Source organism: Bhargavaea cecembensis, assembly GCF_000826125.2.
In the GTDB taxonomy this organism is placed as follows: domain Bacteria; phylum Bacillota; class Bacilli; order Bacillales_A; family Planococcaceae; genus Bhargavaea; species Bhargavaea cecembensis_B.
The window spans coordinates 497,377-523,889 of the sequence record NZ_LN651373.1 but is presented as its reverse complement, the minus strand read 5'-3'; the positions used below and the strand labels follow the sequence as shown (position 1 = coordinate 523,889).

Here is a 26,513-nt window from a genome sequence, read left to right as displayed (position 1 = left end):
TCACACTCTATTGCGGCTCACTCGAGACGAAAAGCGGCTCACTCGGAACCTATTGCGGCTCACTCGCCAATTCCAGACCGCCAATTCCAGACCGCCTACTTCAGGCCTCCACCTTCGGCCGCAGCGTGTGCTTCAGCACTTTCCCCGACGCGTTCCTCGGGAGTTCTTCCAGGAATTCCACTTCAGCGGGCAGCTTGAACTTTGCGAGGTGCTCTGCGCAGTATGCCAGAATCGCATCCTCTCTCAGGCTCTTGCCTTCCTTCACGACGACGAACGCTTTCGGGACTTCGCCGTACACCGGATGCGGGACGCCGACGATTGCGGCTTCGAGGATTTCGGGGATCTGGAACAGCACTTCCTCGACTTCGAGCGGATAGACGTTTTCCCCGCCGCGGATGATCATGTCTTTTTTTCGGTCGACGATGTAAAGCAGGCCGTCTTCGTCGGTCCGGCCTAGATCGCCGGAGTACATCCAGCCGTCGCGGATCGTGCGGGCGGTTTCTGCCTCGTTTTTCAGATAGCCTTTCATGACCTGCGGGCCGCGCACGACGATTTCGCCGACCTGGCCCGGCGGCAGCGTGCGGCCGTCTTCATCGACGACGCGCACATCGGTCCGCGGGAGCGGTTCGCCGACCGACCCGATTTTATCGAGTGCAAAGTGGTCCTTCAGCGTCGTGGCGGCCGGCGTGTTTTCCGTCTGGCCGTACAGGTTCTGGACTTTCACGTCCGGGAATGTCTCTTTCAGCTTCTTCACGAGTTCGTACGGCATCGGCGCCGCCCCGTAGCAAAACAGCCGGAGATGCGGCACGTTCAGGTCCCGAATGTCCGGCCGGTTGAGCAAAATGGCAAACATCGCCGGCACGCCGAAGAACATCGTCGCGTCCGTCTTCTCGAGCGTTTCGAGTGTCTTGTCCGGAGAGAACGCCGTTTCGATGACGAGCGATCCGCCCTTCAGCGTCACCGGGTTCATGAACACATGGCTTGCAGCACAGTGAAACAGCGGCGTCGAAATCTGCATCCGGTCCGCGCCGGTGATGTCCATCGCCTCCGCCCAGATTTCGGCGGTCGCGAGGATGTTCGCATGCGACAGCATGACGCCCTTCGGCTTGCCGGTCGTTCCCGACGTGTACATGATGACCGCTGTGTCGTCCGCCTGGAGCGGGACCGGCCGGAACTTGAGCGACCCGTCCTCCAGCAACGCATCGAATCCGCCGGACCCGCCGATTTCCAGCACTTCATTGAACGGATGGCCCGTTTTGTCCGCAGTTTCCCGGAGCGCCCCGTCCGTGATGAGCGCCTTTGCCTCCGAATGGCCGAAGATGTAGCCGATTTCGCTTGCCGTTAATTTCGTATTCACCGGCGCGCAAATAAACCCGCCGAGCTGCAAGCCGAAATATGCGGCGATGAAAGCATCCGAATTGCCGGCATAGAGGGCGATTACATCTCCCGGCTCATACCCCTCCTGCTGGAAATAGGCTGCGACCCGCTCCGCCTTTTCCTTGAACTCCCCGAACGTCCACTCTCTCCCCTCAAAAATCGTATACACCTGATCCGCCTGCGACTTTCCGAACTCGATGACCCGCTCCGGCATGAACATATCCGTTCCCCCTCGTTTGAATGTTTATAGTATTTCATTTATTCTACCAACTTTTCTCCTTCCCCGGTAGTATTTCCTCCCGCCGAAAAGGGGGAATAAAAGCGCAGCCGGCAACCCACACTTCGACAAGTGCCCGCAGTCATACAGCCCGGCACTCCGCATATGTATGTAAAGGTTCGACAATCCCTAATTAGGATGGTGAATAATGGATGGCATACGATCCATCATCAAACGATAAAAAGCCGGCCGGCAATAAAAAGCAGCAGCAGCTCGATCAGTTCCGCATCTCCAATGAAGGGGAGCCGCTGACGACCAAGGAGTCCAGGAAAATCTCCAATGACTCGGAACAGCTCAAGGCCGGCGTCCGCGGCCCTTCATTGCACGAGGACTATTGGTTCCTCGAGAAGATGTCCCATTTCAACCATGAAGAAATTCCCGAACGGGTCGTCCACGCGAGAGGATACGGCGCGTACGGCGAGTTTGAGTGCTATGAGTCCATGGCGGCCGTGACGGAAGCCTGTTTCCTCCAGGAACCGGGCCAGAAGACTCCCGTCGCCGTGCGGTTCTCCACGGTGCAGGGCCCGAAAGGATCCATGGACACGGCAAGGGATCTGCGGTGCTGGGGCGCGAAGTTTTATACGGAACAAGGGAACTACGACCTGACGACGATCGCGATGCCCGTCCTGATCAACCAGGACGCCATGAAGTTCCCCGATGCGATGCATGCGTATCAGTCCAAGCAGGATATCGCGATCCCGACCGCTTCCGGCGCGCATGACCGGTTCTGGGATTACGTGGCGAACAACCCGGAAGGACTTCATATGGTGCTCTGGATCATGTCCGACCGCGGCATCATCAAAAACTACCGGATGATGGAAGCCTGGTCGATCAACACCTACCTGTTCATCAACAAAGAAGGCGTCGCGACATTCGTCCGCTTCGTCTGGAAACCGGTGCTCGGCGCCCACTCCCTGCTTCAGGACGAGGCGAAGAAAATCGGCGGGCTCGATCCGGACTACCACCGGCGCGACCTCCGGGAAGCGATCGACCGCGGCGCCTATCCGGAATATGAACTCGGCGTCCAGCTGATCTCCATGGAAGATGAGTTCAAGTACGATTTCGATGTCCTGGATCCCGCCAAATTCTGGCCGGAGGAAGTCGTCCCGGTTCATCTGGTCGGAAAGCTGACGCTGAACCGGAACATCGACAACTACTTTTCCGAGATGGAACAAATCGCATTCAACCCGGCGAACGTCGTGCCCGGCATCGGGTTTTCCAATGACCCCGTCCTCCAGGGCAGGCTGATCGCCTACCGGGACACGCAGCAGCATCGGCTCGGAAGCGCCAACTATGACGAGCTTCCGGTCAACCGGCCGCTCTGTCCGTTCCACAACAATACGAGACGCGGCTATATGAGACAGCGGATCGATGTGGACCGGGTCAACTACCACAACAACTCCCTCATGGGCAACACGCCGCACACCACCCCGCCCGCGGAAGGTGGCTATGTCCATTATCCGAAGAAAGTGGAGGGTCATGTGATCCGCGGGCGGAGCGAGTCGTTCAATGATTTCTTCTCGCAGCCGAGGATCTTCTGGAATTCCCTCACGCCCGTTGAAAAACAGCACACGATCGAAGCGCTGAGCTACCAGCTCGGAAGCGTGGAGAGCGAATCCGTCCGGCAGCAGAATGTCGACCTGCTCGTGAACGTCGATCAGGAATTGGCATACGTCGTCGCAGACAATATCGGCGTTGAACGGCCGGAAGGAACCAACGTGCCGGTCTCGACGAGCTATGCTTCCCTAAGCCAGGCCACCTCGCCGAAGTATGCCTATACGCAAAAAGTCGGCGTGCTCGTTGCAAACGGCTTTGACGGGCAGGAAGTGAGCCGGACCTTGAAAACGCTCGAAAAATACGGCGTGTTCGTCGTCATCATCGCCGAAACACTCGGAACGGTCACCGGAAGCGACGGCACGAAACTGAAAGTGAATGAAACGTATCTCACGTCGAGCCCTTATCTGGTCGATGCCCTCTACGTCGTCGGAGGGAAATCCAAGAATCCCGAGAAATTCAACTATGATCTGACTTACTATATCGACGTCGCCTACAAGCACTACAAGCCGATCGGCGTATCGGCGGGCGGACAGTCGTTCCTCGAGACGTCCCCGAAAAACAATCTGGCCGGTGTCGTGTTCGCTGCAGACAATCCGAACTTCGGGGAAGACTTCGTCAATGCGATCGCCCATCAGCGGTTCTGGGACCGGACATGATAAAAGGATGCAGCCTTCGTTAACCGGCTGCATCCTTTTTTGATTGCCCCCTTGCATGCTTGCCGGCCGCATAACGGGTATCGTACCAGAAGACAGATAGACAGGGGGCCATACAGATGAAACGATTGATACAATCAGCGGCGATCGGGGCCTTGCTGATCCTCGGGGCAAGTGCCTGCTCGGGAGAAGATGCCGGCAAGGCGGAACTCCCCGACGACCGCTTCCTCGCAATCGCGCACCGCGGCGCATCCGAATACCGTCCCGAAAATTCGCTGCCCGCTTTCCGGCTCGCCGAGGAAATGAACGCCGACTACATCGAGCTCGACGTCCAGATGACAAAAGACGGCCGGCTCGTCGTCATCCACGACGAGGACCTCGACCGCCTCGCGGACGACCCCGAAAAAGTGGAGGACCTGACACTCGATGAAATGAAGGAAATTCCGTTTGGCGACCACTTCAACGAAAAGCATCCCGTGAATGCCGAGCCTGAATATTCGGGCGTCACCTTCTCCGGGCTCAATGATGTCCTTTCCGAGCTCGGCACCTCGATCAACTACTATATCGAGATCAAGACGCCCGACGAATCGGGCGAGATGGAAAAAGCCGTCCTTGAGGCACTCGCCGCCCATGATCTGATCGGGGAAGATTCCGTGAAAACAGACGAAGAAGGCCTGCCGCGCGTCATGTTCCAGTCCTTCAGTGAAGACGCCCTCCTCCGGCTGCACGACATGAGGCCGGACATCCCGCTCTTCCGCCTCTACTCATTCAGCGACGACGCGGTGCTGCCTCCGGATCAGGTCGAGAGGATCGCGGACTACGCGACGGGCATCAACATCCCCGAAAGTTCCGCCAACAAGGACTTCATTGAAGCGATGCACGTCCACGGCCTGAAAGTCCACGTCTACACCGTGAACGAAGAAACCGATGTTAAAAAGCTCATCGACATGGGCGCAGACGGCGTCTTCACCAACCGCCCGGACATCGCGGTCCGGATGGCGGAGGAGAAAGAAGAGGACCGATCGTAAATAAACACTCGGGCATCCGGAGAACTGTTTCCGGATGCCCTTTTTTGGACACTCTCCCCCATCTGCCCAAAATCCACCCAACCGATCCCCCGCCACTTTGCATTTAAATTCTGATACTTGTATAGTGGTAACAATCTTGTGAATAGAAGAACAAGATTGAATACCAACTAGGGGCAGGGGATGTTCAGCATGGAGGAAACGAAAAAGAAAAGGTGGGAAATGCCGGATACATATGTGATTCTGTTTGCGGTGCTGTTGATGGCGGTCATTGCGACATACGTCGTGCCGTCCGGAGCGTTTCAACGGGAAGACATCGACGGGGTGGAGCGGGTCATCCCGGGTACATACGGGCAGACGGATGGTTCGCCGGCAGGGTTCATGGATATTTTCCTTGCGCTCCAGGAAGGGATGGTCCAATCCGGCGATCTGATTTTCCTGATTCTGTTTGCCGGCGGCGCGTTTGAAGTGATTGAACGGTCCGGGGCCATCCGGGGGGGAATCTTGCGGGCGGTGGATCTGACGAGGGGAAAGGAATTCTGGCTCATCGCCCTCGTCTCGATTTTATTCGCACTTGGAGGCGCCATCGGGGCCGTGGCCAACTCGGTCATCCCGTTCGTCGCAATCGGCCTGATCATTTGCCGGGCGCTCCGGCTCGATGCGCTGGTCGCCGTCGCCATCACGTTCGGGGCCACGTTTGCCGGCTTCAACGTCGGCTTCCTCAATCCGTATACGGTCGGCATTGCCCAGTCGATTGCAGACGTGCCGCTGTTTTCCGGGATGGGCCTTCGGATTGTCGCGTTCGTGATCATCGTCGGGTCGACCATCTGGTATACGTGGCGATATGCAAAGCGGGTTTTGAACGATCCGTCGCGCAGCCTTGTCGGCGTTCTGGAGGAAGACGGGGAAAATGGGGATGACTTGTCCGCGCCGTTCACCGGCCGCCATAAGCTCATTCTGCTGTTTGCCGGGCTTTCCCTCTCATTTTTCGTATACGCGACGATCCGTCACCAATGGTCGATCAACCATATGGCCGCCTTCTTCGTATTCATCGGACTCGGTGCCGGGATCATTGCCGGCATGAACTACAACCGGTTGACCCTGACGTTCATGGAAGGATGCAAAAACCTCGTGTACGGGGCATTGATCGTCGGGTTGGCACGTGCCATTCTGATCATCATGGAAAACGCGGAAATTCTTGATACCTTCGTCCATGCCCTGTCCGTCCCGCTTGAATCGCTTCCGCCGGTTCTCGCGGCGCTCGGGATGTTTGTGTCCAACGGGGTGCTGAACTTCTTCGTGCCGTCGGGAAGCGGTCAGGCGATGATCGCAATGCCGATCCTGACACCGCTTGCGGACATGCTCGGGATCACCCGGCAGGTGGCAGTGCAGGCATTCCAGTTCGGCGACGGGTTCACGAACAGCATTTTCCCGACTTCCGGGCCGCTCATGGCGAGTCTCGCCGTCGCGGGTGTCGCCTGGACGAAGTGGTTCCGCTGGGTTTGGCCGCTCTTCCTGATCTGGATCGTCATCGCCGTCATTATGCTGAGCATCGGAGTGATGATCAACTGGGGACCGATTTAATCCCACCAATAAAACGCGGAGGAAAGCCGTTGAAACCGGCCTTCCCCCGCGTTTTTTAGTTCCTTACTGCTTCGTCTTGTTCGCGATCTCGATCGCGCGGTTCGTGCCTTCCGCGGCTTCGTCGAGCACTTGCTGAGGGTCTCCGCCCTGGTACAGGTTTTCAAGAGCGGTGACGATCTGCTGGCGCGATTCCGGGAAGACGGAAATGAGCGCGCCCTGGGTGGCGATCGACGGCTTCGTGTCCTGAAGCTGGTCGACGGTCACCTGGAACTGAGGATACTCATCCCACTTCTCTTTCACGATGTCTTCTTCATAGGCGTCCGGGTTGATCGCGAAGTAGCCGGTATCGAGGTGCCACTGCGCCTGGACTTCCGGCGTCGTCAGATACTTCATGAATTCCCATGCCGCCGTCTGCTCTTCGTCGGCTATCCCTTTGGACATCCAGAGGGAAGCACCGCCGATGATGACGCCGTTCCGCTCGACTTCGTCGGCATGCGGGATGTAGGCGACGCCGACGTCGAACGGCGAATTGTTGATGGCGTTCGCGACGCCTGCCGAGGAGTCCATGTACATGGCGACTTTGCCCGACGAGAACGCGGCCCGGATGTCATCCCAGTTCGTGCCGAAGTTGCCGAACGTTTCGGCTTTGTTCATCGTGTCGAGGAAGTTGAATACATTCAGCCCTTCCGCTCCGTTGAACACCGCTTCGGTCGCATCTCCTGCGCGGCCGTTTTCTTCATTCACGTACAGCCCGCCCTGCGTCGCGACGAGCTCTTCGAAGAACCAGCCGTATGTGAGCATGGAGAAGCCGTACATGTCGCCGGTCTTCAGCTTGGCCGCCGCGTCGATCACTTCGCTGAATGTTTCAGGCGCTTTTTCCGGATCCAGTCCGGCATCTTTGAATGCGTCCTTATTGTAAAGCATGACCGGTGTCGATGAGTTGAACGGCATCGAATAGAGTTCGCCGTCGACCCGGTAGTAGTTCAGGATGTTCTCCTCGAGTTGGTCGAGATCGTAGCCGTCTTCATCGATGAATTTCTGCATCGGCTCGATGTAGCCGCTGTCGATCATGTACTTCGTGCCGATCTCGAACACTTGCATGATCGCCGGCGCGTCTTTCGTGCCGCCGATGCTGCGGAGCTTCGTCAACAGTTCCTCGTAGCTTCCCTGGAACTCGGCGTTGACGACATAGTCATCCTGGGATTCATTGAACCCGGCGACGATGCCGTCGAGGGATTCCTGGCCCGCACCGGACATCGCGTGCCAGAATTCGATTTCGACTTTGCCGTCTTTATTGACCGTCGCCTCGCTCTTCGTTTCCCCGTCGTCGGCCCCTCCGTCCGTTTTGTCCGGAGCCGCATCCGGGTCGCTGTTCGAGCAGGCTGCAAGGATAAGTACGAGCGCGGCAAGAAGCAAAAATCCGATCCGCCATTTTTTCTTCATTCCACAATTCCTCCCCTTTTCATCTTTTCAGGGCACGTCACTTCAGGGCACCCTGCGTCAAGCCTTTCTGGAGCTGCTTTTGTCCGAGGAACAGCAGAAGCAACGTCGGAATGATCACGACGATGACGCCGGCCATCACCACCCCCCAATCGGTCGCGACTTCCTGGGACTGGAGCTGCTTGAGTCCGATCTGGACCGTCCGCACCGAGTTGTTCGTCGTGACGAGGAGCGGCCACAGATACATGTTCCAGGTCGTGAGGAACCCGTAGGCGCCGAGCGTCACGAGACTCGTCTTTGAAACGGGCAAGACGACTTTCAGGAAAAAGCGGAACGGCCCGAGACCGGCGACCTGTGCCGCTTCATGCAGCTCTTTCGGAATGGTTTTGAAATGCTGCCGGAGCAGGAACGTTCCGAATGCGAGCGCAAAGAACGGCAGTGTGAGGCCCTGGTATGTATTCAGCCAGTTCAGGTTCTGGATGATGAAGAAGTTCGGGATCATCGTCGCTTCCCAAGGGATCATCATCGTCGAGATGAACAGGAAGAACACGAAGTTGCTGCCCCTGAACGGGATGAACACGAATGCGTAGGCCGCCAGCGAACAGACGACGAGCTGGCCGAGCATGACGCCCGCCGACACGATGAAGCTGTTCACGAGATACTGCAGGAGCGGCAGCCGGTCGAACACGCGGATATAATTGTCCAGGTGGAACGATTCAGGCAGGAACTTCCCCTGGAGGATCTCCGGCCCGGTCATGAAGGAGATCATGAACGCGTAGACGATCGGGAAAAACAGCACGAGCGCCGACAAGGTGAGCAATGTGTAAAAGGTGAGTTTCTTCGGAAGGCTCATCGTCACTGGTAATGCACCCTCCTCTCACCGAGACGGAACTGGAGGATCGTCACGACCAGGATGCAGAGGAACAGGAAGACCGCCTGCGCACTCGCCGTGCCGAACTGGTAGTTGACGAATGCCTCCCGGTAAATCGAATAAACGATGAGGTTCGTCGACTGGGCCGGTCCGCCTTTCGTCAGGATATCGATCTGGCCGAACGTCTGGAACGCATTGATCAGTGAAATCGTAATGATGAAAAACAGCGTCGGCGACAGCATCGGCAAGGTGATCCGCCGCAGCCGGTAGAAATAGCCCGCCCCGTCGATCCGTGCGCTTTCATACAGATGCTCGTCGATGTTCTGCAGTCCCCCGAGCAGGATGAGGAAGCTGAACCCGGTGTTCATCCAGATTGTCGAGATGGCGACCGAAATGAGCGCCCACTGCGGATCGAGCAGCCACTGGATCTGCGGAAAATCGAAAATGGCTAGGAACCGGTTGAACATCCCGATGCTCGGGTGGAACATGAACAGCCAGACGACGGATGCCGCTGCGACGGACACTCCCATCGTGGACGAATAGATCGTCCGGAAGAACCCGACGCCCTTCAGCTTTTCATTTGCCAGCAGGGCCAGAAACAGCGAAATGATGATTCCCGCCGGCACGGTGTACAGGACGAACAGGATCGTCGCCTTCGCGCTGTTCAGGAACGCCGCCGATTCAAGCAGATACTTGTAGTTGTCGAGCCCGACGAACACCGCAGCCTCCCCCGCCTGGTCGGTGAGGAAAAAGCTCAGGTAGATCGTCCGGAACATCGGATAGAAAATGAAAACGGAAAACAGGATGATCGACGGAAGAAGATAAAGGAGAGCCGTCCTCCCCCGTCGGGTGCGGGCCCACGCGCCCGGCCGCCCTTCCGCGACGACCAGGCGGTCCGTCCTGTCCTGGACCGTGCTCATGGCGCCGCCCCCTCGGTTGCCGGAATCGACCGGAGCCGGTCAACCGGCTTCTTCAAGAGCTCTCCGGTTTCCCCGTCGAACAGGCAGATCGACTCCTCGTCGATGGCGATCGGAATCCGGTCCCCCGGCTCGATCTGCCACTGGCCGTTCCATTTCGCCGTCCATTCCTCGGTGCCTGCGAGGAACGAAAACACCGTTTCATGCCCGAGCACCTCGACGTTCGTCACTTCCGCCCGGAACACCGGATGACCTTTCCCTTCCGTCCCTTCCGGCGGCATGAGGAATTCCGGCCGGATCCCGATCGTCACGCGTCCCTTCCCGATGCCTGAGAGTGATCCTTCCGGCAGCCGGATCTCCTCCCCGCCGGGCAGGATGAGCGCGGATACGTCAGGATTCACATCAGCGGGAGCGAGATTCATCGGCGGCGAGCCGATGAACGTGGCCACGAACGGATTCGCCGGATGATTGTAGATCTCGATCGGATTGCCGACCTGCTGGATCTTCCCCTCATGGAGGATCATGATCCGGTCGCCCATCGTCATCGCCTCGACCTGGTCGTGGGTGACATAGATCATCGTGATGCCGAGCTGCCGCTGGATCCGTCTTATTTCTGAGCGCATATGCGCCCGGAGCTTGGCGTCCAGGTTCGACAGCGGCTCANCCCGCCGGCACGGTGTACAGGACGAACAGGATCGTCGCCTTCGCGCTGTTCAGGAACGCCGCCGATTCAAGCAGATACTTGTAGTTGTCGAGCCCGACGAACACCGCAGCCTCCCCCGCCTGGTCGGTGAGGAAAAAGCTCAGGTAGATCGTCCGGAACATCGGATAGAAAATGAAAACGGAAAACAGGATGATCGACGGAAGAAGATAAAGGAGAGCCGTCCTCCCCCGTCGGGTGCGGGCCCACGCGCCCGGCCGCCCTTCCGCGACGACCAGGCGGTCCGTCCTGTCCTGGACCGTGCTCATGGCGCCGCCCCCTCGGTTGCCGGAATCGACCGGAGCCGGTCAACCGGCTTCTTCAAGAGCTCTCCGGTTTCCCCGTCGAACAGGCAGATCGACTCCTCGTCGATGGCGATCGGAATCCGGTCCCCCGGCTCGATCTGCCACTGGCCGTTCCATTTCGCCGTCCATTCCTCGGTGCCTGCGAGGAACGAAAACACCGTTTCATGCCCGAGCACCTCGACGTTCGTCACTTCCGCCCGGAACACCGGATGACCTTTCCCTTCCGTCCCTTCCGGCGGCATGAGGAATTCCGGCCGGATCCCGATCGTCACGCGTCCCTTCCCGATGCCTGAGAGTGATCCTTCCGGCAGCCGGATCTCCTCCCCGCCGGGCAGGATGAGCGCGGATACGTCAGGATTCACATCAGCGGGAGCGAGATTCATCGGCGGCGAGCCGATGAACGTGGCCACGAACGGATTCGCCGGATGATTGTAGATCTCGATCGGATTGCCGACCTGCTGGATCTTCCCCTCATGGAGGATCATGATCCGGTCGCCCATCGTCATCGCCTCGACCTGGTCGTGGGTGACATAGATCATCGTGATGCCGAGCTGCCGCTGGATCCGTCTTATTTCTGAGCGCATATGCGCCCGGAGCTTGGCGTCCAGGTTCGACAGCGGCTCATCCATGAGACAGATCGGCGCCTCGCTTACGATGGCACGGGCGAGGGCGACCCGCTGACGCTGCCCGCCGGACAATTCGCGTGGCTTTCGCTTCAGATAGTCGGTCAGCCCGAGCATCTCGGCCGTTTCAAGCGCCCGCTTCTTCCGTTCTTCCTTCGGCACTTTCTTCACGTCGAGTCCGAACGTGATGTTGTCCTCCACGCTCAGATGCGGGTACAGCGCATAGTTCTGGAACACCATCGACAAGTCCCGGCGGCTCGGCGGCAGCCGGTTCGCCACCTGTTCGCCAATCTTCAGCGTTCCGCCGGTGATCTCTTCGAGTCCCGCGATCATCCGGAGCATCGTACTCTTCCCGCATCCGGACGGACCGACGAGCACGAAGAACTCTCCCGGCTCGATCGTGACGTCGATGTTGGAAATGACGTCTTTCTGGCGGTCATACGACTTCGACACGCCGATCAGTTCCACTTTCTTCAAAAGAGCACTTCCTTCCCCCAAGGCAGGCACGGCATTCTCTGATTTGTGCCGCTCCAGATGTAAAAATAGTCTGATAACACAATCGTACCCGAGGATGAATGGAAAGACAACCGTTTACAAGGTTGTTTTTGCCTCCTCCGCTCCGGTAAAATAGAGCCACTACCACCGACAGGAGGCTGAACCGGATGAAGCGGACCCAATTGCCGGGGTTTCTCATGACGGTCCTTTTGCTGACCGCCTGCGGGGCGCCCGGATCCGAGCCGGCCGCGCTTCCAGACGACCGGTTTCTCACGATCGCCCACCGCGGCGCCTCCGCCTACCGGCCGGAACATTCCATCCCCGCCTATCTCCTCGCGGACGAAATGGGCGCCGACTATATCGAACTCGACCTGCAGATGACGAAAGACGGGAAGCTCGCCGTTATCCACGACAGCCGGCTCGACCGGCTTACCGGCACCGACGAACGCGTGAAGGACCTGACGCTCGCCGAACTGAAGAGCCTTCCCTACGGCAAGCTGTTCAATGAAGAACACCCGGACCTCGCCGACTCCGATTACGCAGGAATCTCCTTCTCCGGCCTGATCGACGTGCTCGCGCGGTTCGGCACGTCCGTCAATTACTACATTGAACTGAAATCCCCGGACCGCTCCGGAAAGATGGAAGAAGCCGTCATCCGGGATCTCACGGCGTACGGCATCATCGGCGATCCCCCGATGGAACCCGGACCCGGCGGCCTGCCGCCGATCATCCTCCAGTCATTCAGCGAAGACAGCCTGATGCGGTTGCATGAGAAGCGCCCGGACATCCCGCTCATCAAGCTCTATTCATTCAAAGGGAACGCGGCGGACCTCCACTCTGATGAGATCCGGAAACTCCAGAACTATGCATCCGGTATCGGCATCCCGGCAGGTTCGACACACGCCGGGTTCGTCGAAAAGATCCAAGGCCGTGGAATCGACGTCCACATCTTCACCGTGAACGACGAAGACGAAATCCGGAAATTCATCGACATGGGCGCCGACGGCATCTTCACCGACCGCCCGGATGTCGCCGTCCGCCTGTCTGCCGGCGGATGAGTATGTATGGTGCAAGGACTATGTTATCGGGGCAATGTTGACGGAGTGTTAAGAGGGTGTAAGGATGTGTTAAAGGCACAGCAAAAAGCAGCGGGGCCGACCGTTGTGGTCAGCCCCGTTGCTCTTTCTTAACATTCGGGACGGTTTGCTTAACATTCAGCTTGGTTTGCTTAACATTCAGAGGTCCTTTCTTAACATTCAAGCCGAGTTGCTTAACATTCGCCTGAACCGGGACTAAATCACCCGGACCGGCCGCCGCCCCGGCAGTTCCGTATATCGCCATGTCTCCAGGAACTGGCGCGTGCGGTCACGCCCCCGCTGCATAAGCTCTTCCTTCTGCTCATCGTCCATGTCAAAGTCGGTCGCCTTCACGTCGTCCATCGGGATGAAGACGATATCCCGGGCGTGATCCTTCTGGATGTACCGCTCATCATGTGCGTTCTTCATCGTCGAAAACAGCGCTTCAAACAGGTCGAGCGCATTATGGATCTTCCGCGGGCTCTTCTCTTCTTCCCGCCGGCTCAGCTTCAGGCCGATGACCGGCCGTTTGCGGCTCCCGTCCTTTTCATCGAAAATCCACATCGGGAAATTGCTCAGCACGCCGCCGTCGACGACGATCGCATCGGCATCTTTCGTAAACAGCCGGACCGGCTCGAAGAAATACGGGATGCCGCAGCTCATCCGGAGCGCCCGGCCGACCGGGAATGAATCCGCCGGGACGCCGTACTTCTCCAGATCATCCGGCAGCACGAGCATCTTCCCGTTCGAGAGATCCGACGCAACAAGCTTCAGCCTGCCGGGCGCCAGATCGCCGAACGTGTAGATCCCCTTCTCCAGAAGCCGTTCCGTGAACCAGTCCTCCAGCGCCTCTCCCTTATATAAGCCCATTCGCCAATACAGATTCACCCACTTCATGAATGGAAGCGGAAGCAAGGAATGGCGCCGGTCGAGCAATTCCCCGAAATCCTGCTCGCTGAGGATCCGGCTGATTTCGCCGGGCGTATAACCGGCCGCGATGAACGCCGCCAAAATCGACCCTGCGCTCGTTCCCGCCACCCGGCCGAACACCATCCCCTGCCGCTCCAGCTCCTCGAACGCCCCGACCAGCGCCAGCCCCTTCAGCCCGCCCCCGGAAAACACCCCATCAATCCGCACGGTTCCGCCCCTTTCAGAAAGGACTTCTTCCTAATAGAGTAGGCGAACGCGCGGAGATTTAGAACGATCGACGGCAAGGCCAAATTGTCAGAGGCTCTTCGACGAGTTCTTCTCGAATAACCCGACATCCATCGCAGCCAGCCCCCACACTATAAGAACCAGATAAAACGACACACCATCCCCCGCCAGATTCAGTTCATCCGCGATGATGCCGGTCTGCCACAGACAGATCGCCGATACCATCGAAGCCAGGGCCGCTACACCCATACCGCCAGCCTGTTCACCATCCGGAACCTTGCCAAAACAAGTCCCGTCAAGATAATCAAGGCCACGATCAGCAAAATATAAACCGGTCTCAGAAAAATGAATTCCAAAAAACCACTCCCCTTCAGCTCATTGATAAAATGAACGAAAAAGAGCGGAAAAGGTTCTTGTCGGCTGGTTTCAAGTAGAGCACCGGCAACAGGCTGCTCATTCCCGGACATCACCGAAGAGTTCTTCACTCTTTTCGTCTCCCGTTCCTTTAAAGTTCCGGGTGATCTGGTCAGCCTCCTCAGTCAATGCTTATACTGCAGAGCGGTCCTTCGCTTTTCGTTTCTGGAATTCTTGGAAAAGTTCTTCCCCTTCATATCCCTCCTGCAGCAGCTCCTTCAAAATTTCCTCTGAAAAACCCGCTTCCACCGGTACCGGACGAAGCAACAATTCACCATCACGCAGTTCACAAATTAATGAGTCGGTCATGCCGAGTTGATCATAAAACCGCTTTGGAATTGTGATCTGCCGCTTCTCTGAAATCCGGATTTGTCTTAGATTCTGACTGTTCAGGTTCACTCTTGCTGCTCCTCATAATTACCATAAATCGGGTGAGTAAGCTTAGACCGTCACTCTCGGCGAAGCACAGTCGAATTGTATAAAAGCAATAAGAACAGTTGTTTTAACCGGCCGGCCGCGCTACATTGAAAGCATCAGAACCCACTACATACAGATCGGAGAATCGTGCCATGAACATACGGGAAATCGAAGAACGGGACAACCAGGCCCTGGAACGGATCATCAAAAACTCGCTGGAGTCATTCGGACTGGACATACCCGGGACCGCCTACTTCGACCCGCAGCTCGGCAGCCTGTCCCGCTTTTATGAAAAACAGCCGAACGCAAAATATTGGACGCTCACCGACGATGAAGGCGAAGTCCTCGGCGGCGTCGGCATCGCCCCATTCTCCCCGCAGCATCCGGACGTCGGCGAACTTCAGAAACTCTATATCAAACCGGAAGCCCAGGGACTCGGCCTGTCGAAAAAGCTGATGGACACTGCACTCGATTTTGCGAGGCAGCACTACTCGTCCTGCTACCTGGAAACGATGGAAAAACTGCAAACGGCCAATCGGCTCTACGAACGGCTCGGCTTCCGGCGGCTGGAGCGCCCGCTCGAAGGATCCGAGCACGGGACGATGGACCGTTGGTATTTGAAGGAGTTTTGATTACCGGCATGAAAAGAGGCTGGCATAAGCTGAATCGAAACCGATACAGCTGACTGTCATCCATCAATAAAAATAAAAACCAGAACTCCTTGGAAAGCGATGGAGTTCTGGATCTAGCCGCCGATCGACAATGATTGTTGCATCAGCTTCTTATTTGAAAATGGAATCGGTTCAATTTCATATTCCATGAACGCTCGTTCAGATTTCGGATCGATCGGCCGTTGCCGGTCATTCACGACAACAGCCATGCTCAATTGATCATGATACTTGGCTGCCCTTTGCTGACTTGTATCCTGCCAGCTTAAGAGCGTCCTCTCCAATTGTGTCTGGTCAAGGTGATTGATCAGCCGGACCAATTTCTTTTTCCTATCCTTCACGGTCATCAAGTAATCAAATCGGTGCATCAGCTTCGACTTCCCCTGCAACTCGAAATCAGCAAACGCATCGTAGAGATTCCGTTGACTGTCAAAATACTGTTGGACTTCTTCATTGAAAAGATTCTTGATGTTCTTTTGATTAATCTGCAGAAAATCTGAAACCGACAGAACAGCTTGGATCAGATAATGAATGGATTGGCCAATGGTATCTGGCGCCGTTTTGATAAAGAGCTCTCTGGTGAGCGGGTCCAATTGAACTTGATACCGGTCGATCGTACGTCTCATCATTCCTTCCCGGTGTGAACCTTTCCGGAAACCCATACCCATTGCGTCCAGACTCCACATTGTAAAACCGTCATCTGTCACTTTCCATAAGCCGCTTTCAGGAATCAAATAGATTTTCACATTTTCGTTGAGCGAGTCGATAAACGGCGTGGAAAGCTCGATCGCCTCATTTAAAACGGGGCTGAACACCGAGTTCTCGCGGATCCACTGGAAGTATGAATCTTGGATCGTGCTGACCATTGGTGGTTCACCTCCTTTAAAATCCAAGCTCTGAAGATATGATTAACTTTCCCTCTTGCTTCACATGTATATAGACCAAGAAATCCAAAAAGACCTTTTCAATATTACTGGGTTCAGAGAACTCCACAGGCAGGTCAATAGCCCGCACATATGTGGCACCGTCCGCTTTTTCTATAAACTCTTTAGTTGAAAAAAGCATCATACGATTTCCCCTGATTCGAGTTCCATCTGCGTTGTTGTGAAATCCCACGGGATCAATATTGACACGAACTAATGCCAAACTGGATTCTCTTTCTCTAAGGTTAATGGACATTTTGTCCTTCCTATGCTTTGAGGTGAAGTAATCCAAGATGAACTCACTTGAACCATCCGTGTATAATCGCAGACTCCCTGTCTGTCCCGACGATAGATCCACTTCGTACTTTTTAAAGAGGTATTTCAACAAACGAATCAACTGATCGACGTCATGGTCGTCTAATTGGCTGTCCGCCAAACCAAATACCCCTTCCGCTGTGTTTATAAATAGCTTGAAACAGCCAGATGATGGTTGGCTGTTTCAATACAATTTCTATTTCGATCAGTGTTATCTCTAAATCTGTCTGATCCAATTATACCTTAATATCAAATGAAAATCCGCTCATACCGGCGGACCTTCACTCCTCCAGCCACGCCCATGCTTCCTCATACTCACCCGGCCGGAAGTATTTCGCGCGCTGGCTGACGATGTCGCCCATGCCGAAGTTGGCGGCGAAGTCGAGCCAGTTCTGTTCGCTCATGAGGGCGATTTTGTCGAAGGCCATCCAGTGGGCCATCTCGAGCTGGAGATCCCGCACGGCGTCCGGAATGGAAGCGAAGTCGATCGTCCCGATTTCTGCGAACAGGTTGAACGTCCCGCCTTCTTCATATTTCTGCTGGAGCACTTCCTCCATTTTCTGTACGTCCTCTTTCGTCAGGCGGCCGTCGAATTCGAAGGCGACCGTCTGTTCATTTCTGCTTGGCTTGAATGTCAGCATGCGCACCGCTCCTTTTCCATACAATCGATTAATCCTGTTATTCCCTTCAAGACTTCAGGCTAATCAATGCAGCCACCCATCCCGTCAGAAGAAAGCGTTTTCACTAAATATTTTGAAAATATCCATTGACCTGTCATTTTTGTGTGCCTATAATGGAAAACATCATCCCGGAATGGAGTCGTGCGCCCATGAAAGATTTCTTCTCTAAATTGCTCAACGGCATGAGCATCGGGATTGTTGTCGCCCTCATTCCCAATGCGTTGCTCGGCGAGATCCTGAAATTATTGATTCCCACTTTCCCTTTCCTACAGAATATCCTCGATATCACGGTGTATGTGATGAGCCTGCTGCCGGTCATCATCGGCGTCATGGTCGGCGTGTCGTTCAAGCTGTCGCCGATCCAGACGGCGAGCGTCGGCATCGCCGCCATGATCGGCAGCGGTGCGGTCATGAAAACGACGGACGGCCTGTTCGCCTTGAACGGGATCGGGACGACGCTGAATATCGGCATCACCTCCGCGCTGGCGGTCCTCTTCGTCAAACTGCTCGGCGACCAGATGCGGGAGTACGCCATCCTCGTCATCCCGACGGCGACGATCCTCGTGCCCGGCATAATCGGCTACATGCTCCTTCCGTTCGTCCGCGGCGGCTCCGGGCTCGTCGGCAACGGCGTGGCATTCCTCACCCAGCTCCAGCCCGTCTTCATGGGCGCCGCCATTGCGGTCGTCTTCTGTGTGCTCATCCTGTCGCCGTTTTCGACAGTCGGCGTTGCGACGGTCATCATGCTGTCGGGAGTCGGTGCCGGCGCGGCGAACCTCGGGATCGTCGCGGCGGGCGTCGGACTGGCCATCGCGAGCTACAAAGCCAACTCGCTCGGCACCGCGCTCGCACACGTCCTCGGCTCCCCGAAAATCCAGATGCGCAACTTCATCATGAGGCCAAAAATCGCCTTCCCGATGATGATCTCCGCCGCTGTGCTCGGCGGACTCGCCGGCGTCCTGAACATCCAGGGCACCCCGTACAGCGCCGGGTTCGGCCTCTCCGGCTTCGTCGGTCCGCTCAACTACATCAAACTCGCGGACGGCGGATGGACACTCGAAAACATCGGCATCATGCTCAGCACATTCCTCATCCTGCCGATCGCCCTGAACATCGGCCTGATCTATGTGTTCTCAAGGAAACTCAAGCTGCTGAAAGCAGAAGACTACAAGCTGAATTTTGATTAAGAAAAGAAGCATCCGCGCCCGTCGGACGGGCCGGATGCTTCTTTTTGGGTTGCCGGAGAGTGAGTGAGCCGCAATCTGCTTCGAGTGAGCCGCTTTGCCTTCCGAGTGAGCCGCAATTCATGGCGAGTGAGCCGCTTTCCTGTTTGAGTGAGCCGCTTTTCTCCAAAGAGGCCGGAGATGCCCGGCACTAGGCCCGCGAGGCTGTCACCAGACCGCGATCGCCCCGTCGGTCCGGGATTCGGTGCCGGACTGGAGGACGCCGGTTTCCGGGTCGCGCCAGATGATCTGGCCGCGGCCGAAGGAGCCGGAGTCGGTCATGATGTGGATGTCGTGGCCTTTCCGCTGGAGCGCCTGCGCGAGATGGTTCGGGAAGTCCGGCTCGACGTGGACCGTCTTGCCGCCGGTCCACTGCCAGCGCGGCTGGTCGAGCGCGGCCTGCGGATTGAGTCCGAAGTCGACCGTGTTCGAGACGACCTGGAAATGGCCCTGCGGCTGCATGAACCCGCCCATGACGCCGAACGGCCCGACCGCTTCCCCGTCTTTTGTGAGGAAGCCCGGGATGATCGTATGGAAGGTCTTCTTGCCCGGCTGCAGATAGTTTGCGTGTTCCGGATCGAGCGAGAAGTCCGCGCCGCGGTTCTGGAGCGCGATGCCGGTGCCCGGGACGACGACGCCCGAGCCGAAGCCCATATAGTTCGACTGGATGAATGAAACCATATTGCCTTCGCTGTCGGCGGTTGCGAGGTAGACCGTGCCGCCCTTCACCGGATCGTACGGTTCCGGAAGCATTGCCTTCTCCCCGATTTGCCGTGCCCGCTCTTCTGCATATTCCTCAGAAAGCAGTTCTTCCACCTTCACCGGCATTTCCGCCTCTTCGGTGATGAACGCCTTCCCGTCCGTGAAGGCGAGCTTCATCGCTTCAATCTGTCTATGAAGGGTTTCAACCTCTCCATAGACAGGCTTGTAGCCATCGGCGGTATGGATGTTCATCGCCATGAGCGCGACCATGCCCTGTCCGTTCGGCGGGATTTCCCATACGTCGTAGCCGCGGTAGTTGGTCGATACCGGTTCGACCCACTCCACTTGATAATCAGCGAGGTCCTGAGCCGTCAGGAAGCCGCCGTGTTCTTTGACGGTCGCGGCGATCTTTTCCGCGAGCGGCCCTTCGTAGAAGGCACGGCCGTCCGTTTCGGCGATCTGGCGGAGTGTGTCCGCATGTCCCGGAGCCGACCAGATTTCTCCGATTTCAGGCGGCCGTCCGTCCGGTGCGAACGTCTCGAACCACGCGGCGAACATCTTTTCTTCCTCCGGGCTGTTGTCCGACATGGTCTTGAACTTGTCGTAGGCGATGCGCCAGTATTTCCCAAGGATCGGAGTGAGCGGGAAGCCTTCCTCCGCCAGCTGGATCGCCGGCTGGAGTGTTTCCCGGAGGCTCAGCTTGCCGAACTTCCTGGACACTTCGGCCCATGAAGCGGGCGTGCCCGGAACGGTGACCGGGACCGCGCCGTAGACCGGCATCTTGTCGTGACCGAGAGCTTTCACCTTTTCCGCGGTGATGGATTTGGCTGATGGGCCCGATGCGTTCAGGCCGTGCAGTTCCCCTTTTGTCCAGATGAGCGCAAACGAATCTCCGCCGATGCCATTGCCCGTCGGCTCGACGACCGTCAAGGCCGCCGCCGTCGCGATCGCCGCGTCGATCGCATTTCCCCCGTGACGCATGATTTCGATGCCGACCTGTGCCGCAAGCGGCTGGCTCGTCGCGACAATGCCGTTCTTTGCGAAGACTGTGTGACGGCGTGACGTGAATGGATGGTATAGATAGTCCATGTTCATTTCCCCCTATTATTTAGAATTTCTTTTCAGCCGCCGAGGAAAATCGCCCCGTACAGGAGCGCCCCGATGACGACATATGTCGGGCTGACTTTCCGCACCTCGAGCAGGATGTAGCCCGCGACGATAAGGATCACCGAGTGGATCCAGCCTGTCCCGGTGAACGAATCAAAGAAGAAATCGTACGTCATGACCCCGAGCAGGACGGCGATCGTCGGCCGGACGACTTTCGTCAGCCGCTTCACCTGCGGGGACTCCTTGTACTTCATGAGGAGGCCGAGCAGCGCGAGCATCATGACGAGCGACGGGGCGACCGAAGCGAATGTGGCGATGATCGCTCCCGGAATCCCCGCAACGTCGTAGCCGATATACGCCGACATCTTCGTCGCGATCGGGCCGGGCAGGCCGTTGCCGAGCGCGACGATTTCGCTGAACTCCCGGTTCGTCATCCAGCCGTACCGGTCCACGACCTCATGCTGGAGCAGCGGGATCGTCGCCGGTCCGCCGCCGTAGCCGAGCAGGTTCGCGGTCAGGTGGGAGATGAACAGCTGCCAGTATAAAGTCAGCAAATCACTCCGCCCCCTTCCGCTTCAGCTTGTCCCACGGCAGGAACGCCGACAGGATGAGCGCCCCGATGACGATCGCCGGATGCACGCCGAGGAACTCGATCAGCACGATACTCGCGGCGGCGAGCCCGATCGACAGCTTCCAGCCGAGTCCGATGCCTGATTTCTTCAGGAAATCGAGCGCCATGACCCCGATCATGACACCAGCGATCGGAATGACGCCTTTCGCCATCCCCTGTACGAACGGCTTGTCCTTAAACGCGTTGAGCAGCGTGAGCAGGATGATCATGAGCACCGCAGTCGGCAAAATCGTCGCGAGCAGCGTCATGAGCATGCCCGCCCAGCCGTTCACGCGCCAGCCGATGTAGCCGGACAGCTTCGTATTGATCGGCCCCGGCAGTGCATTCGCCAGCGCCAGCACGTCCGAAAACTCCTCGTCATCCATCCATTTGTACCGGTCCACCACTTCCTTCTGCATAAGCGGGATGGCGGACAGGCCGCCTCCGTAACCGAGCATCCCCGCCCGGAAAAACGCGATGAATAAATCTTTGTTCACGACATCAACTCTTTCATTTCGTTCGTCATTCTATTAGTATAACGAACATTTCGACTTGCTGGAATAGATAGAGGGAACTTTCGTCTATGCATGTCCGCCCGTCCGCGTGCGTATGATGGCGAATAGTCCACCGAAAAGGAGCGGGCCTGATGACAACCGGTTTGCTGATCATCTTATCACTCGTCCTCGTTCTTCCATTTGCCATCAAAGCCGTGGAGCAGCGGCTCGAGTGGTTCCTGCTCGTCATGGGAATCGCCGCGGCCGTCGTCAGCGGCATGCTCGGACGCGAGCTATTGGACAAGGCGCTGTCCGACCCGCTCCCGATCACCGCCGCCGTCCTGATCGCCGGTTTCCTATTCCGGCTGTTTTCCCGGCAGATCGACCACGGCGTCCGGCGCATGCAGAAACTCATGCCCGAACGGCTCCTGTACGCCCTCCTCGTCATGGGGCTCGGCCTCCTGTCGAGCCTGATCACCGCTATCATCGCCGCGCTCGTCCTTGTCACCGTCACCACCGCCCTGCGGCTCGAACGCCGGGCGCAGATCCGGCTCGTCATCCTCGCGTGCTACTCAATCGGACTCGGCGCCGCCCTCACCCCGATCGGCGAACCCCTTTCGACGATTACCGTGAAGAAGCTGGATGCCGACTTTTTCTACTTGTTCCATCTCGTCGGGCTCGACGTGATGACCGCCATCCTGCTGTTCGGCCTGCTCGCCGCCGTCTGGGTCGACCCGCCGGAAGAACGGCCGGTTCTGGAGGAAGGAGACGAACGGGAACCTGTCTTCAGCGTGTTTTCGCGTGCGTTCCATGTCTATGTGTTCGTCATGGCCCTCACCCTGCTCGGCGCCGGGTTCGAACCGCTGATCCGGGAACATCTGACCGATGTCGCGCCGGGGACTTTGTACTGGATCAATATGCTTTCCGCCGTACTCGACAACGCCACCCTCGCCGCCGCCGAAATCAGTCCCGCCATGCAATACGACGCCATCCGGGCCATCCTGCTCGGACTCCTCATCAGCGGCGGCATGCTCATCCCCGGAAACATCCCGAACATCATCGCCGCCGGAAAACTGCGGATCACGAGCGTCGAGTGGGCGAAGTTCGGAGTGCCGGTCGGCCTGGTCGCACTTGTTGTGTATTACTTTATCGGGATCCGTTGAAATCTTCGCCAATCAAAACGCCTCCCGGCGGCCGGGAGGCGTTCTCGTCTGTCCATTCTTTTCCTTGAATTTCGTACAACTTGCTTTGAAAGCCTGCTTATGCAGCGAAATCACTCAGGCGCTCCGGCCGTGGCATCGGCGGATTCCTCTGCCGAAGGCGTTGCCGGCTGTCCCTGGCTTGGCGGCACGGCTTCCGGTGATTCGGGCGGAGCTTCAGGTGCAGGGGCCGCTGCCGGAGGATCTGTCTTCTCAGGCGCAGGGGCCTCCTGCTGTTCTGACGGCTTCGATTCCGCAGGCGCTTCCTGCTTTTCAGGCTCTGTCACGGCTGCCGGCGTCTCGACTGCCGGCTTCCCTTTCTTCTTCTCCGCGTCCTTCTTCGCTTTCTCGGCGGCCTTGTTGATCTCCTGGATCGCCTTGTTTACGGCTTTGTCCACATCAGCCAGATACGAGGCCTTGTCCCAGTCGGCGTTGCCGTTCCCGATTCCCGCCATGAGAGACGCCGCGTAATCCCGGAGCGCCTGGACCCGGCGGCTTTTTTCGGCTTCCGTGAAACTCGTTAACTCCGCATCCGCCGCGCCGATCGACTCATTCAGCTTCAGCCGGAGCTCCCCCATCAGCCGCTCCTTCTCCGACGTGATCGCCAGGTCGATCTCACTCACCGCCGCCGACCGCTTCCCGTTGAACCAATTCTCCAGCATCGTCCCCGCATCCTGCCCCGCCATCGCCGTCCCCACGCCGCTCCCCAGCATGACGCACAGGCAGAACCCGATTACGAGCACAAGGCGTTTCTGAAATTTCGTATACATGCCGTCCCTCCATTATAAAAGCAGGACCCCGCGGAAGAGGTCCTGTGTGGGTGTAATTAGATTCCGTTAATCACTTTCTCCATCTCTGTTTTCGCATTGTCCTCTTTTACTTGTGCCGCTTTGCTGATCATGATTTCGTATTGCTTAACAAGTTTTTTCTTTTCACCTTCGATTACACCATGAATACGAGTGATTTCACGGTCAACTGCTTTTACCATCGCTTCCTTCGAACGAATAGAATTAGAGTTAAGTTCTTTTACAAGTTCGCCTTTTACTCCATTAATCGTATCCCTAAGATCTTTGAGTGCCTGATCTGTAACGGCTTGGAGTTCTTTATCCAATTTTTCTGATGCTGCCCGTCCTGCCTCTCCTGTGCCTTTAGTTAGCTCGTCCTTTTTCTTTTCTGCAAATACTTGTCCCTCAGATTGAAACTTTGCTTCGGCGTCTTTCTCGATTTTGTCGAACTGGGCAGTCATTCCCTTAATGATTGTATCGCGCTCTTGCTTCAGGTTATCGATATAGCTATCCGCTGCCGCTTGGATACTCTTGCCTTTCTGATCAATTTGCTCATCACCCTTATTGGCAATTTCCGTTTTCGCCTCTCCGATCATGGCTCCAATTTCTTTGCTTTCTGTTTCAAGGCTGTCTTTCCAAACAGCATCCGCTTCAGCTTCAATAGTCTTTTTTGCATCACCAAACTGCACGTCATACCAATTCTTCAGTTTCGAACCTGCATCCGAAGCCCCAAATACCACTCCCCCCGCACTGGATACGAGTGCTACTGTGATTGCGCCTGCGACGAGTTTGCCTTTGACTGTTTTCATCATTTGTAAAGTTCCCCTTTTCTTCGTGTAATGGTTGGTTGGATCCCTCAGTGTTCGTTGAGGATTTCTTCGAGGAGGCGGGTGACATCCGATTCGATTTCCGCTTCCAGTTGTTCGTGGTCGGTGATGCCGTCCTTCAGGTCTTCTTCCAGCCGGGCTGCCGTGCTTTCAAGCTGGCTCCGGATTTCGGCTTCACGGGCTTCGAGTTCCCGCTTGGCGCGTTCTTCTTCCGTCTCGGTCAGTGAGACGATCTGTTCTTCTGCCCATTCCCCGGCTTCCAGGGCGAACGCCCCGATGCCGGCCAGCAGCCTGGTCATTTCTTCCCCGGCAAATCCGGCGATTCTCTCACGCTCCTTTTGGAAGGCACCCTCGTACCAGCCGGAAAGGGAGCCCCCCTGCATGCCGGTTGCATGCACGGCGCCTGCGCCGACGACCAGGGCGATTGCCGTTGCAGCCAGTCTCTTTTTCATCGCCTGTCCCCCTCCCGGTCACTATTTGCCCTGCCCTAATATGTATATGCGCTTCTATCACGGCGTATGACTAAATATCTATTAAAACTTTCATTTACTTTTTTCTTGATAGTTTCTTCTTATGTAAATAGACCTAGAACGAAATTCAAAAACCGGACTTCCCATGAGAAGTCCGGTTCGGTTCATTCATTTAAATAATTGAGGGATGCCGTTGAGGAGCGAGTAGATGCCCATGATCGCCATCGCGATGACGGTGATGACACCGATGACGGTCAGCCACATCGGATGCTTGTAGTCGCCGACTATTTTTGATTTATATGCCGCGACGAGCATGACGCCGAGCGCGAGCGGCAGGATGAGCCCGTTCAGCGAGCCGACGAGCACGAGGATCTTCACGGGCTGCCCGACGATGATGAACACGAGCGTCGAGATGAGAATGAAGCCGATGATGAATTTCCGGTGGTGCCGGTCGATCCACGTGCTGAATGAGCGGATGAATGAGACCGATGTGTAGGCGCATCCGACGACCGACGTGACCGCCGCCGACCACATGACGACGCCGAAGATCCGGTAGCCGACATTCCCTGCGGCGAGCTGGAACACGGATGCCGGCGGGTTGTCCGGGTTGAGCTTCAGTCCCTGCGAGACGACGCCGAGTACGGCGAGGAACAGGAGAATCCGCATGAGCGAGGCGATCCCGATCGCGGAAATGGCGCCGCGCGACACTTCCGGGAGGGACTCCTTCCCTTTGATGCCCGCGTCGATCAGCCGGTGGCCGCCGGCGAACGTGATGTACCCGCCGACCGTCCCGCCGACGAGCGTGACGATGGCGAGGGCATCGAGCTCAAGCGGGGCGACGGTCCGGAGTGCGGCTTCCCCGTACGGCGGCGCGGCCGTGAACATGACGTAGAGCGTCAGCGCGATCATGACGAAGCCGAGCACCTGGGTGAACCGGTCCATGACCCGTCCCGCTTCCTTCACGAGGAAGATGCCGACCGCCAGCAGACAGCTGATGACCGCTCCGACTTTCGGGTCGATGCCGAACAGGACATTCGTCCCGAGGCCGGCCCCGCCGATGTTCCCGATATTGAAGGCGAGCCCGCCCATGACGACGAGCAGGGCAAGGAAATACCCGAGCCCCGGCAACACGTCGTTCGCAATATCCTGCGCCCGCTTCCCGGACACCGCGATGATGCGCCAGATGTTCAGCTGGGCCGCGATATCGACCAGGATGGAAATAAGGATGACGAACGCAAAGCTCGCCATGAGCTGCTCGGTGAAGACGGTCGTCTGCGTCAGGAACCCCGGCCCGATCGCAGATGTCGCCATGAGAAACGCCGCGCCGAGCAGGACGCTGCGGTTCTGTTTTTTCTGATCCAGTGTGCTGTTCATTGATTTCCCCCTAGTGAGCCGCTTTTCATTCCGAGTAAGCCGCTTTCTCCCGCGAGTAAGCCGCTTTCACCTTCGAGTGAGCCGCTTTCTCCCGCGAGTGAGCCGCTTTCCATTCCGAGTGAGCCGCTTTCTCCCGCGAGTGAGCCGCTTTTCTTCCACCTTCCGTTACCTGAACGCGCCGATCGCTTCGACCTCAATTCCTTCCGCCGGCAGTTCTTCTGAGATGCGGCGGGCGAAGTCGAGTGCGGTG

Annotated in this window: 27 protein-coding genes and 1 pseudogene; 7 read left to right on the top strand and 21 right to left on the bottom strand. The window is 57.2% G+C overall.

The features are described 5' to 3' along the window. Positions 1-100: 100 nt before the first annotated feature. On the bottom strand, positions 101-1,597 hold the full coding sequence (locus BN1189_RS08210) for a class I adenylate-forming enzyme family protein (protein ID WP_040227272.1): 1,497 nt from the start codon (positions 1,595-1,597) through the stop codon (positions 101-103). A 209-nt stretch (positions 1,598-1,806) separates the two neighbouring features. On the opposite strand from BN1189_RS08210, the gene BN1189_RS08205 reads away from it, so the two are divergent. The 3 genes from BN1189_RS08205 to BN1189_RS08195 all read left to right on the top strand — a co-directional run bounded on the left by BN1189_RS08205 (position 1,807) and on the right by BN1189_RS08195 (position 6,473). Further along, positions 1,807-3,867 carry a catalase gene (locus tag BN1189_RS08205; protein WP_040227270.1) on the top strand — a complete coding sequence of 687 codons (2,061 nt, stop codon included), beginning with the start codon at positions 1,807-1,809 and terminating at the stop codon, positions 3,865-3,867. A 116-nt stretch (positions 3,868-3,983) separates the two neighbouring features. Beyond that, positions 3,984-4,892, top strand: a complete 909-nt coding sequence (locus tag BN1189_RS08200; protein WP_052455753.1) for a glycerophosphodiester phosphodiesterase family protein — start codon at positions 3,984-3,986, stop codon at positions 4,890-4,892. Between the two features lie 189 nt (positions 4,893-5,081). Continuing rightward, the gene (locus BN1189_RS08195) at positions 5,082-6,473 is read left to right on the top strand and encodes a YfcC family protein (RefSeq protein WP_040227325.1); all 1,392 of its coding nucleotides are present in this window, start codon (positions 5,082-5,084) and stop codon (positions 6,471-6,473) included. Positions 6,474-6,536: 63 nt separating this feature from the next. On the opposite strand, the gene BN1189_RS08190 is transcribed toward BN1189_RS08195, so the two are convergent. From BN1189_RS08190 to BN1189_RS08165, 6 genes and pseudogenes are all read right to left on the bottom strand, one after another. Next, a complete protein-coding gene (locus tag BN1189_RS08190; RefSeq protein WP_040227267.1) occupies positions 6,537-7,916 on the bottom strand; it encodes an ABC transporter substrate-binding protein in 1,380 nt (459 codons plus the stop codon). Positions 7,917-7,953: 37 nt separating this feature from the next. Next, positions 7,954-8,766: a carbohydrate ABC transporter permease gene (locus BN1189_RS08185; protein WP_040227322.1), complete on the bottom strand. Its 813-nt coding sequence runs from the start codon at positions 8,764-8,766 to the stop codon at positions 7,954-7,956. A 2-nt stretch (positions 8,767-8,768) separates the two neighbouring features. Next, the gene (locus BN1189_RS08180) at positions 8,769-9,704 is read right to left on the bottom strand and encodes a carbohydrate ABC transporter permease (protein ID WP_052455752.1); all 936 of its coding nucleotides are present in this window, start codon (positions 9,702-9,704) and stop codon (positions 8,769-8,771) included. Further along, complete coding sequence (locus BN1189_RS08175; protein WP_082194196.1) at positions 9,701-10,324, bottom strand: ABC transporter ATP-binding protein; 624 nt, start codon at positions 10,322-10,324, stop codon at positions 9,701-9,703. Before BN1189_RS08175 ends, BN1189_RS08180 begins: the two co-directional genes overlap by 4 nt. A 46-nt stretch (positions 10,325-10,370) precedes the next feature. Then, positions 10,371-10,670, bottom strand: a pseudogene (locus BN1189_RS08170) (carbohydrate ABC transporter permease); the annotation flags it as partial. Continuing rightward, the gene (locus BN1189_RS08165) at positions 10,667-11,806 is read right to left on the bottom strand and encodes an ABC transporter ATP-binding protein (RefSeq protein ID WP_040227265.1); all 1,140 of its coding nucleotides are present in this window, start codon (positions 11,804-11,806) and stop codon (positions 10,667-10,669) included. The gene BN1189_RS08165 and the pseudogene BN1189_RS08170, both read right to left, overlap by 4 nt. 185 nt (positions 11,807-11,991) lie before the next feature. Here BN1189_RS08165 and BN1189_RS08160 point away from each other — a divergent pair, with 185 nt between their 5' ends. Continuing rightward, a complete protein-coding gene (locus BN1189_RS08160; RefSeq protein WP_040227264.1) occupies positions 11,992-12,882 on the top strand; it encodes a glycerophosphodiester phosphodiesterase family protein in 891 nt (296 codons plus the stop codon). 234 nt (positions 12,883-13,116) lie between these two features. On the opposite strand, the gene BN1189_RS08155 is transcribed toward BN1189_RS08160, so the two are convergent. The 4 genes from BN1189_RS08155 to BN1189_RS08140 form a co-directional block, all read right to left on the bottom strand. Continuing rightward, a complete protein-coding gene (locus BN1189_RS08155; protein ID WP_040227263.1) occupies positions 13,117-14,037 on the bottom strand; it encodes a patatin-like phospholipase family protein in 921 nt (306 codons plus the stop codon). 87 nt (positions 14,038-14,124) lie between these two features. Then, positions 14,125-14,304 (bottom strand): hypothetical protein, encoded by a 180-nt coding sequence (locus tag BN1189_RS08150; RefSeq protein ID WP_040227261.1) that lies wholly within the window; start codon positions 14,302-14,304, stop codon positions 14,125-14,127. Beyond that, positions 14,295-14,540: a hypothetical protein gene (locus BN1189_RS08145; protein WP_143242279.1), complete on the bottom strand. Its 246-nt coding sequence runs from the start codon at positions 14,538-14,540 to the stop codon at positions 14,295-14,297. Before BN1189_RS08145 ends, BN1189_RS08150 begins: the two co-directional genes overlap by 10 nt. A gap of 61 nt (positions 14,541-14,601) precedes the next feature. Beyond that, a complete protein-coding gene (locus BN1189_RS08140) occupies positions 14,602-14,868 on the bottom strand; it encodes an AbrB/MazE/SpoVT family DNA-binding domain-containing protein (protein WP_040227318.1) in 267 nt (88 codons plus the stop codon). Between the two features lie 170 nt (positions 14,869-15,038). Here BN1189_RS08140 and BN1189_RS08135 point away from each other — a divergent pair, with 170 nt between their 5' ends. Beyond that, positions 15,039-15,518, top strand: coding sequence for a GNAT family N-acetyltransferase (locus BN1189_RS08135; RefSeq protein ID WP_040227255.1), 480 nt, complete (start codon positions 15,039-15,041; stop codon positions 15,516-15,518). A gap of 113 nt (positions 15,519-15,631) precedes the next feature. Here the strand turns inward: BN1189_RS08135 and BN1189_RS08130 are convergent, their stop codons facing one another. The 3 genes from BN1189_RS08130 to BN1189_RS08120 form a co-directional block, all read right to left on the bottom strand. Next, a complete protein-coding gene (locus BN1189_RS08130) occupies positions 15,632-16,420 on the bottom strand; it encodes a DUF1829 domain-containing protein (protein ID WP_040227253.1) in 789 nt (262 codons plus the stop codon). Between the two features lie 16 nt (positions 16,421-16,436). After that, a complete protein-coding gene (locus tag BN1189_RS08125) occupies positions 16,437-16,913 on the bottom strand; it encodes a DUF6978 family protein (protein WP_052455751.1) in 477 nt (158 codons plus the stop codon). A gap of 160 nt (positions 16,914-17,073) precedes the next feature. Then, the gene (locus BN1189_RS08120) at positions 17,074-17,433 is read right to left on the bottom strand and encodes an STAS/SEC14 domain-containing protein (RefSeq protein ID WP_040227252.1); all 360 of its coding nucleotides are present in this window, start codon (positions 17,431-17,433) and stop codon (positions 17,074-17,076) included. A 188-nt stretch (positions 17,434-17,621) separates the two neighbouring features. On the opposite strand from BN1189_RS08120, the gene BN1189_RS08115 reads away from it, so the two are divergent. Continuing rightward, entirely contained in the window at positions 17,622-18,659 is a 1,038-nt protein-coding gene (locus BN1189_RS08115) for a PTS transporter subunit IIC (RefSeq protein ID WP_040227249.1), read from the top strand. A gap of 204 nt (positions 18,660-18,863) precedes the next feature. On the opposite strand, the gene BN1189_RS08110 is transcribed toward BN1189_RS08115, so the two are convergent. From BN1189_RS08110 to BN1189_RS08100, 3 genes are read right to left on the bottom strand one after another with little or no spacing between them, the layout of a single operon-like run. Beyond that, entirely contained in the window at positions 18,864-20,486 is a 1,623-nt protein-coding gene (locus tag BN1189_RS08110) for a gamma-glutamyltransferase family protein (RefSeq protein WP_040227247.1), read from the bottom strand. A gap of 32 nt (positions 20,487-20,518) precedes the next feature. Continuing rightward, a complete protein-coding gene (locus BN1189_RS08105) occupies positions 20,519-21,055 on the bottom strand; it encodes a chromate transporter (protein ID WP_040227316.1) in 537 nt (178 codons plus the stop codon). 4 nt (positions 21,056-21,059) lie between these two features. Further along, positions 21,060-21,611 carry a chromate transporter gene (locus tag BN1189_RS08100; protein WP_040227245.1) on the bottom strand — a complete coding sequence of 184 codons (552 nt, stop codon included), beginning with the start codon at positions 21,609-21,611 and terminating at the stop codon, positions 21,060-21,062. A gap of 149 nt (positions 21,612-21,760) precedes the next feature. Between BN1189_RS08100 and BN1189_RS08095 the strand changes: the two genes are divergently transcribed. After that, complete coding sequence (locus tag BN1189_RS08095; protein WP_040227243.1) at positions 21,761-22,771, top strand: DUF1646 family protein; 1,011 nt, start codon at positions 21,761-21,763, stop codon at positions 22,769-22,771. A gap of 110 nt (positions 22,772-22,881) precedes the next feature. Here the strand turns inward: BN1189_RS08095 and BN1189_RS16070 are convergent, their stop codons facing one another. The 4 genes from BN1189_RS16070 to BN1189_RS08075 all read right to left on the bottom strand — a co-directional run bounded on the left by BN1189_RS16070 (position 22,882) and on the right by BN1189_RS08075 (position 26,263). Then, positions 22,882-23,577: a hypothetical protein gene (locus BN1189_RS16070; RefSeq protein ID WP_040227241.1), complete on the bottom strand. Its 696-nt coding sequence runs from the start codon at positions 23,575-23,577 to the stop codon at positions 22,882-22,884. Between the two features lie 56 nt (positions 23,578-23,633). After that, positions 23,634-24,404 carry a hypothetical protein gene (locus BN1189_RS08085; RefSeq protein ID WP_040227238.1) on the bottom strand — a complete coding sequence of 257 codons (771 nt, stop codon included), beginning with the start codon at positions 24,402-24,404 and terminating at the stop codon, positions 23,634-23,636. 44 nt (positions 24,405-24,448) lie between these two features. After that, positions 24,449-24,871, bottom strand: coding sequence for a hypothetical protein (locus tag BN1189_RS08080; RefSeq protein WP_040227236.1), 423 nt, complete (start codon positions 24,869-24,871; stop codon positions 24,449-24,451). Between the two features lie 186 nt (positions 24,872-25,057). Beyond that, positions 25,058-26,263, bottom strand: a complete 1,206-nt coding sequence (locus BN1189_RS08075; RefSeq protein ID WP_040227233.1) for an NRAMP family divalent metal transporter — start codon at positions 26,261-26,263, stop codon at positions 25,058-25,060. Positions 26,264-26,513: the final 250 nt, after the last annotated feature.

Bases quoted from the DNA above. Each gene is read 5' to 3' on its own strand.
- BN1189_RS08210 (WP_040227272.1), bottom strand. From the start codon at position 1,597: ATGTTCATGCCGGAGCGGGTCATCGAGTTCGGAAAGTCGCAGGCGGAT.
- BN1189_RS08205 (WP_040227270.1), top strand. From the start codon at position 1,807: ATGGCATACGATCCATCATCAAACGATAAAAAGCCGGCCGGCAATAAA.
- BN1189_RS08200 (WP_052455753.1), top strand. From the start codon at position 3,984: ATGAAACGATTGATACAATCAGCGGCGATCGGGGCCTTGCTGATCCTC.
- BN1189_RS08195 (WP_040227325.1), top strand. From the start codon at position 5,082: ATGGAGGAAACGAAAAAGAAAAGGTGGGAAATGCCGGATACATATGTG.
- BN1189_RS08190 (WP_040227267.1), bottom strand. From the start codon at position 7,916: ATGAAGAAAAAATGGCGGATCGGATTTTTGCTTCTTGCCGCGCTCGTA.
- BN1189_RS08185 (WP_040227322.1), bottom strand. From the start codon at position 8,766: ATGAGCCTTCCGAAGAAACTCACCTTTTACACATTGCTCACCTTGTCG.
- BN1189_RS08180 (WP_052455752.1), bottom strand. From the start codon at position 9,704: ATGAGCACGGTCCAGGACAGGACGGACCGCCTGGTCGTCGCGGAAGGG.
- BN1189_RS08175 (WP_082194196.1), bottom strand. From the start codon at position 10,324: ATGCGCTCAGAAATAAGACGGATCCAGCGGCAGCTCGGCATCACGATG.
- BN1189_RS08160 (WP_040227264.1), top strand. From the start codon at position 11,992: ATGAAGCGGACCCAATTGCCGGGGTTTCTCATGACGGTCCTTTTGCTG.
- BN1189_RS08150 (WP_040227261.1), bottom strand. From the start codon at position 14,304: ATGGGTGTAGCGGCCCTGGCTTCGATGGTATCGGCGATCTGTCTGTGG.
- BN1189_RS08135 (WP_040227255.1), top strand. From the start codon at position 15,039: ATGAACATACGGGAAATCGAAGAACGGGACAACCAGGCCCTGGAACGG.
- BN1189_RS08130 (WP_040227253.1), bottom strand. From the start codon at position 16,420: ATGGTCAGCACGATCCAAGATTCATACTTCCAGTGGATCCGCGAGAAC.
- BN1189_RS08120 (WP_040227252.1), bottom strand. From the start codon at position 17,433: ATGCTGACATTCAAGCCAAGCAGAAATGAACAGACGGTCGCCTTCGAA.
- BN1189_RS08115 (WP_040227249.1), top strand. From the start codon at position 17,622: ATGAAAGATTTCTTCTCTAAATTGCTCAACGGCATGAGCATCGGGATT.
- BN1189_RS08110 (WP_040227247.1), bottom strand. From the start codon at position 20,486: ATGGACTATCTATACCATCCATTCACGTCACGCCGTCACACAGTCTTC.
- BN1189_RS08095 (WP_040227243.1), top strand. From the start codon at position 21,761: ATGACAACCGGTTTGCTGATCATCTTATCACTCGTCCTCGTTCTTCCA.
- BN1189_RS16070 (WP_040227241.1), bottom strand. From the start codon at position 23,577: ATGTATACGAAATTTCAGAAACGCCTTGTGCTCGTAATCGGGTTCTGC.
- BN1189_RS08085 (WP_040227238.1), bottom strand. From the start codon at position 24,404: ATGATGAAAACAGTCAAAGGCAAACTCGTCGCAGGCGCAATCACAGTA.
- BN1189_RS08080 (WP_040227236.1), bottom strand. From the start codon at position 24,871: ATGAAAAAGAGACTGGCTGCAACGGCAATCGCCCTGGTCGTCGGCGCA.
- BN1189_RS08075 (WP_040227233.1), bottom strand. From the start codon at position 26,263: ATGAACAGCACACTGGATCAGAAAAAACAGAACCGCAGCGTCCTGCTC.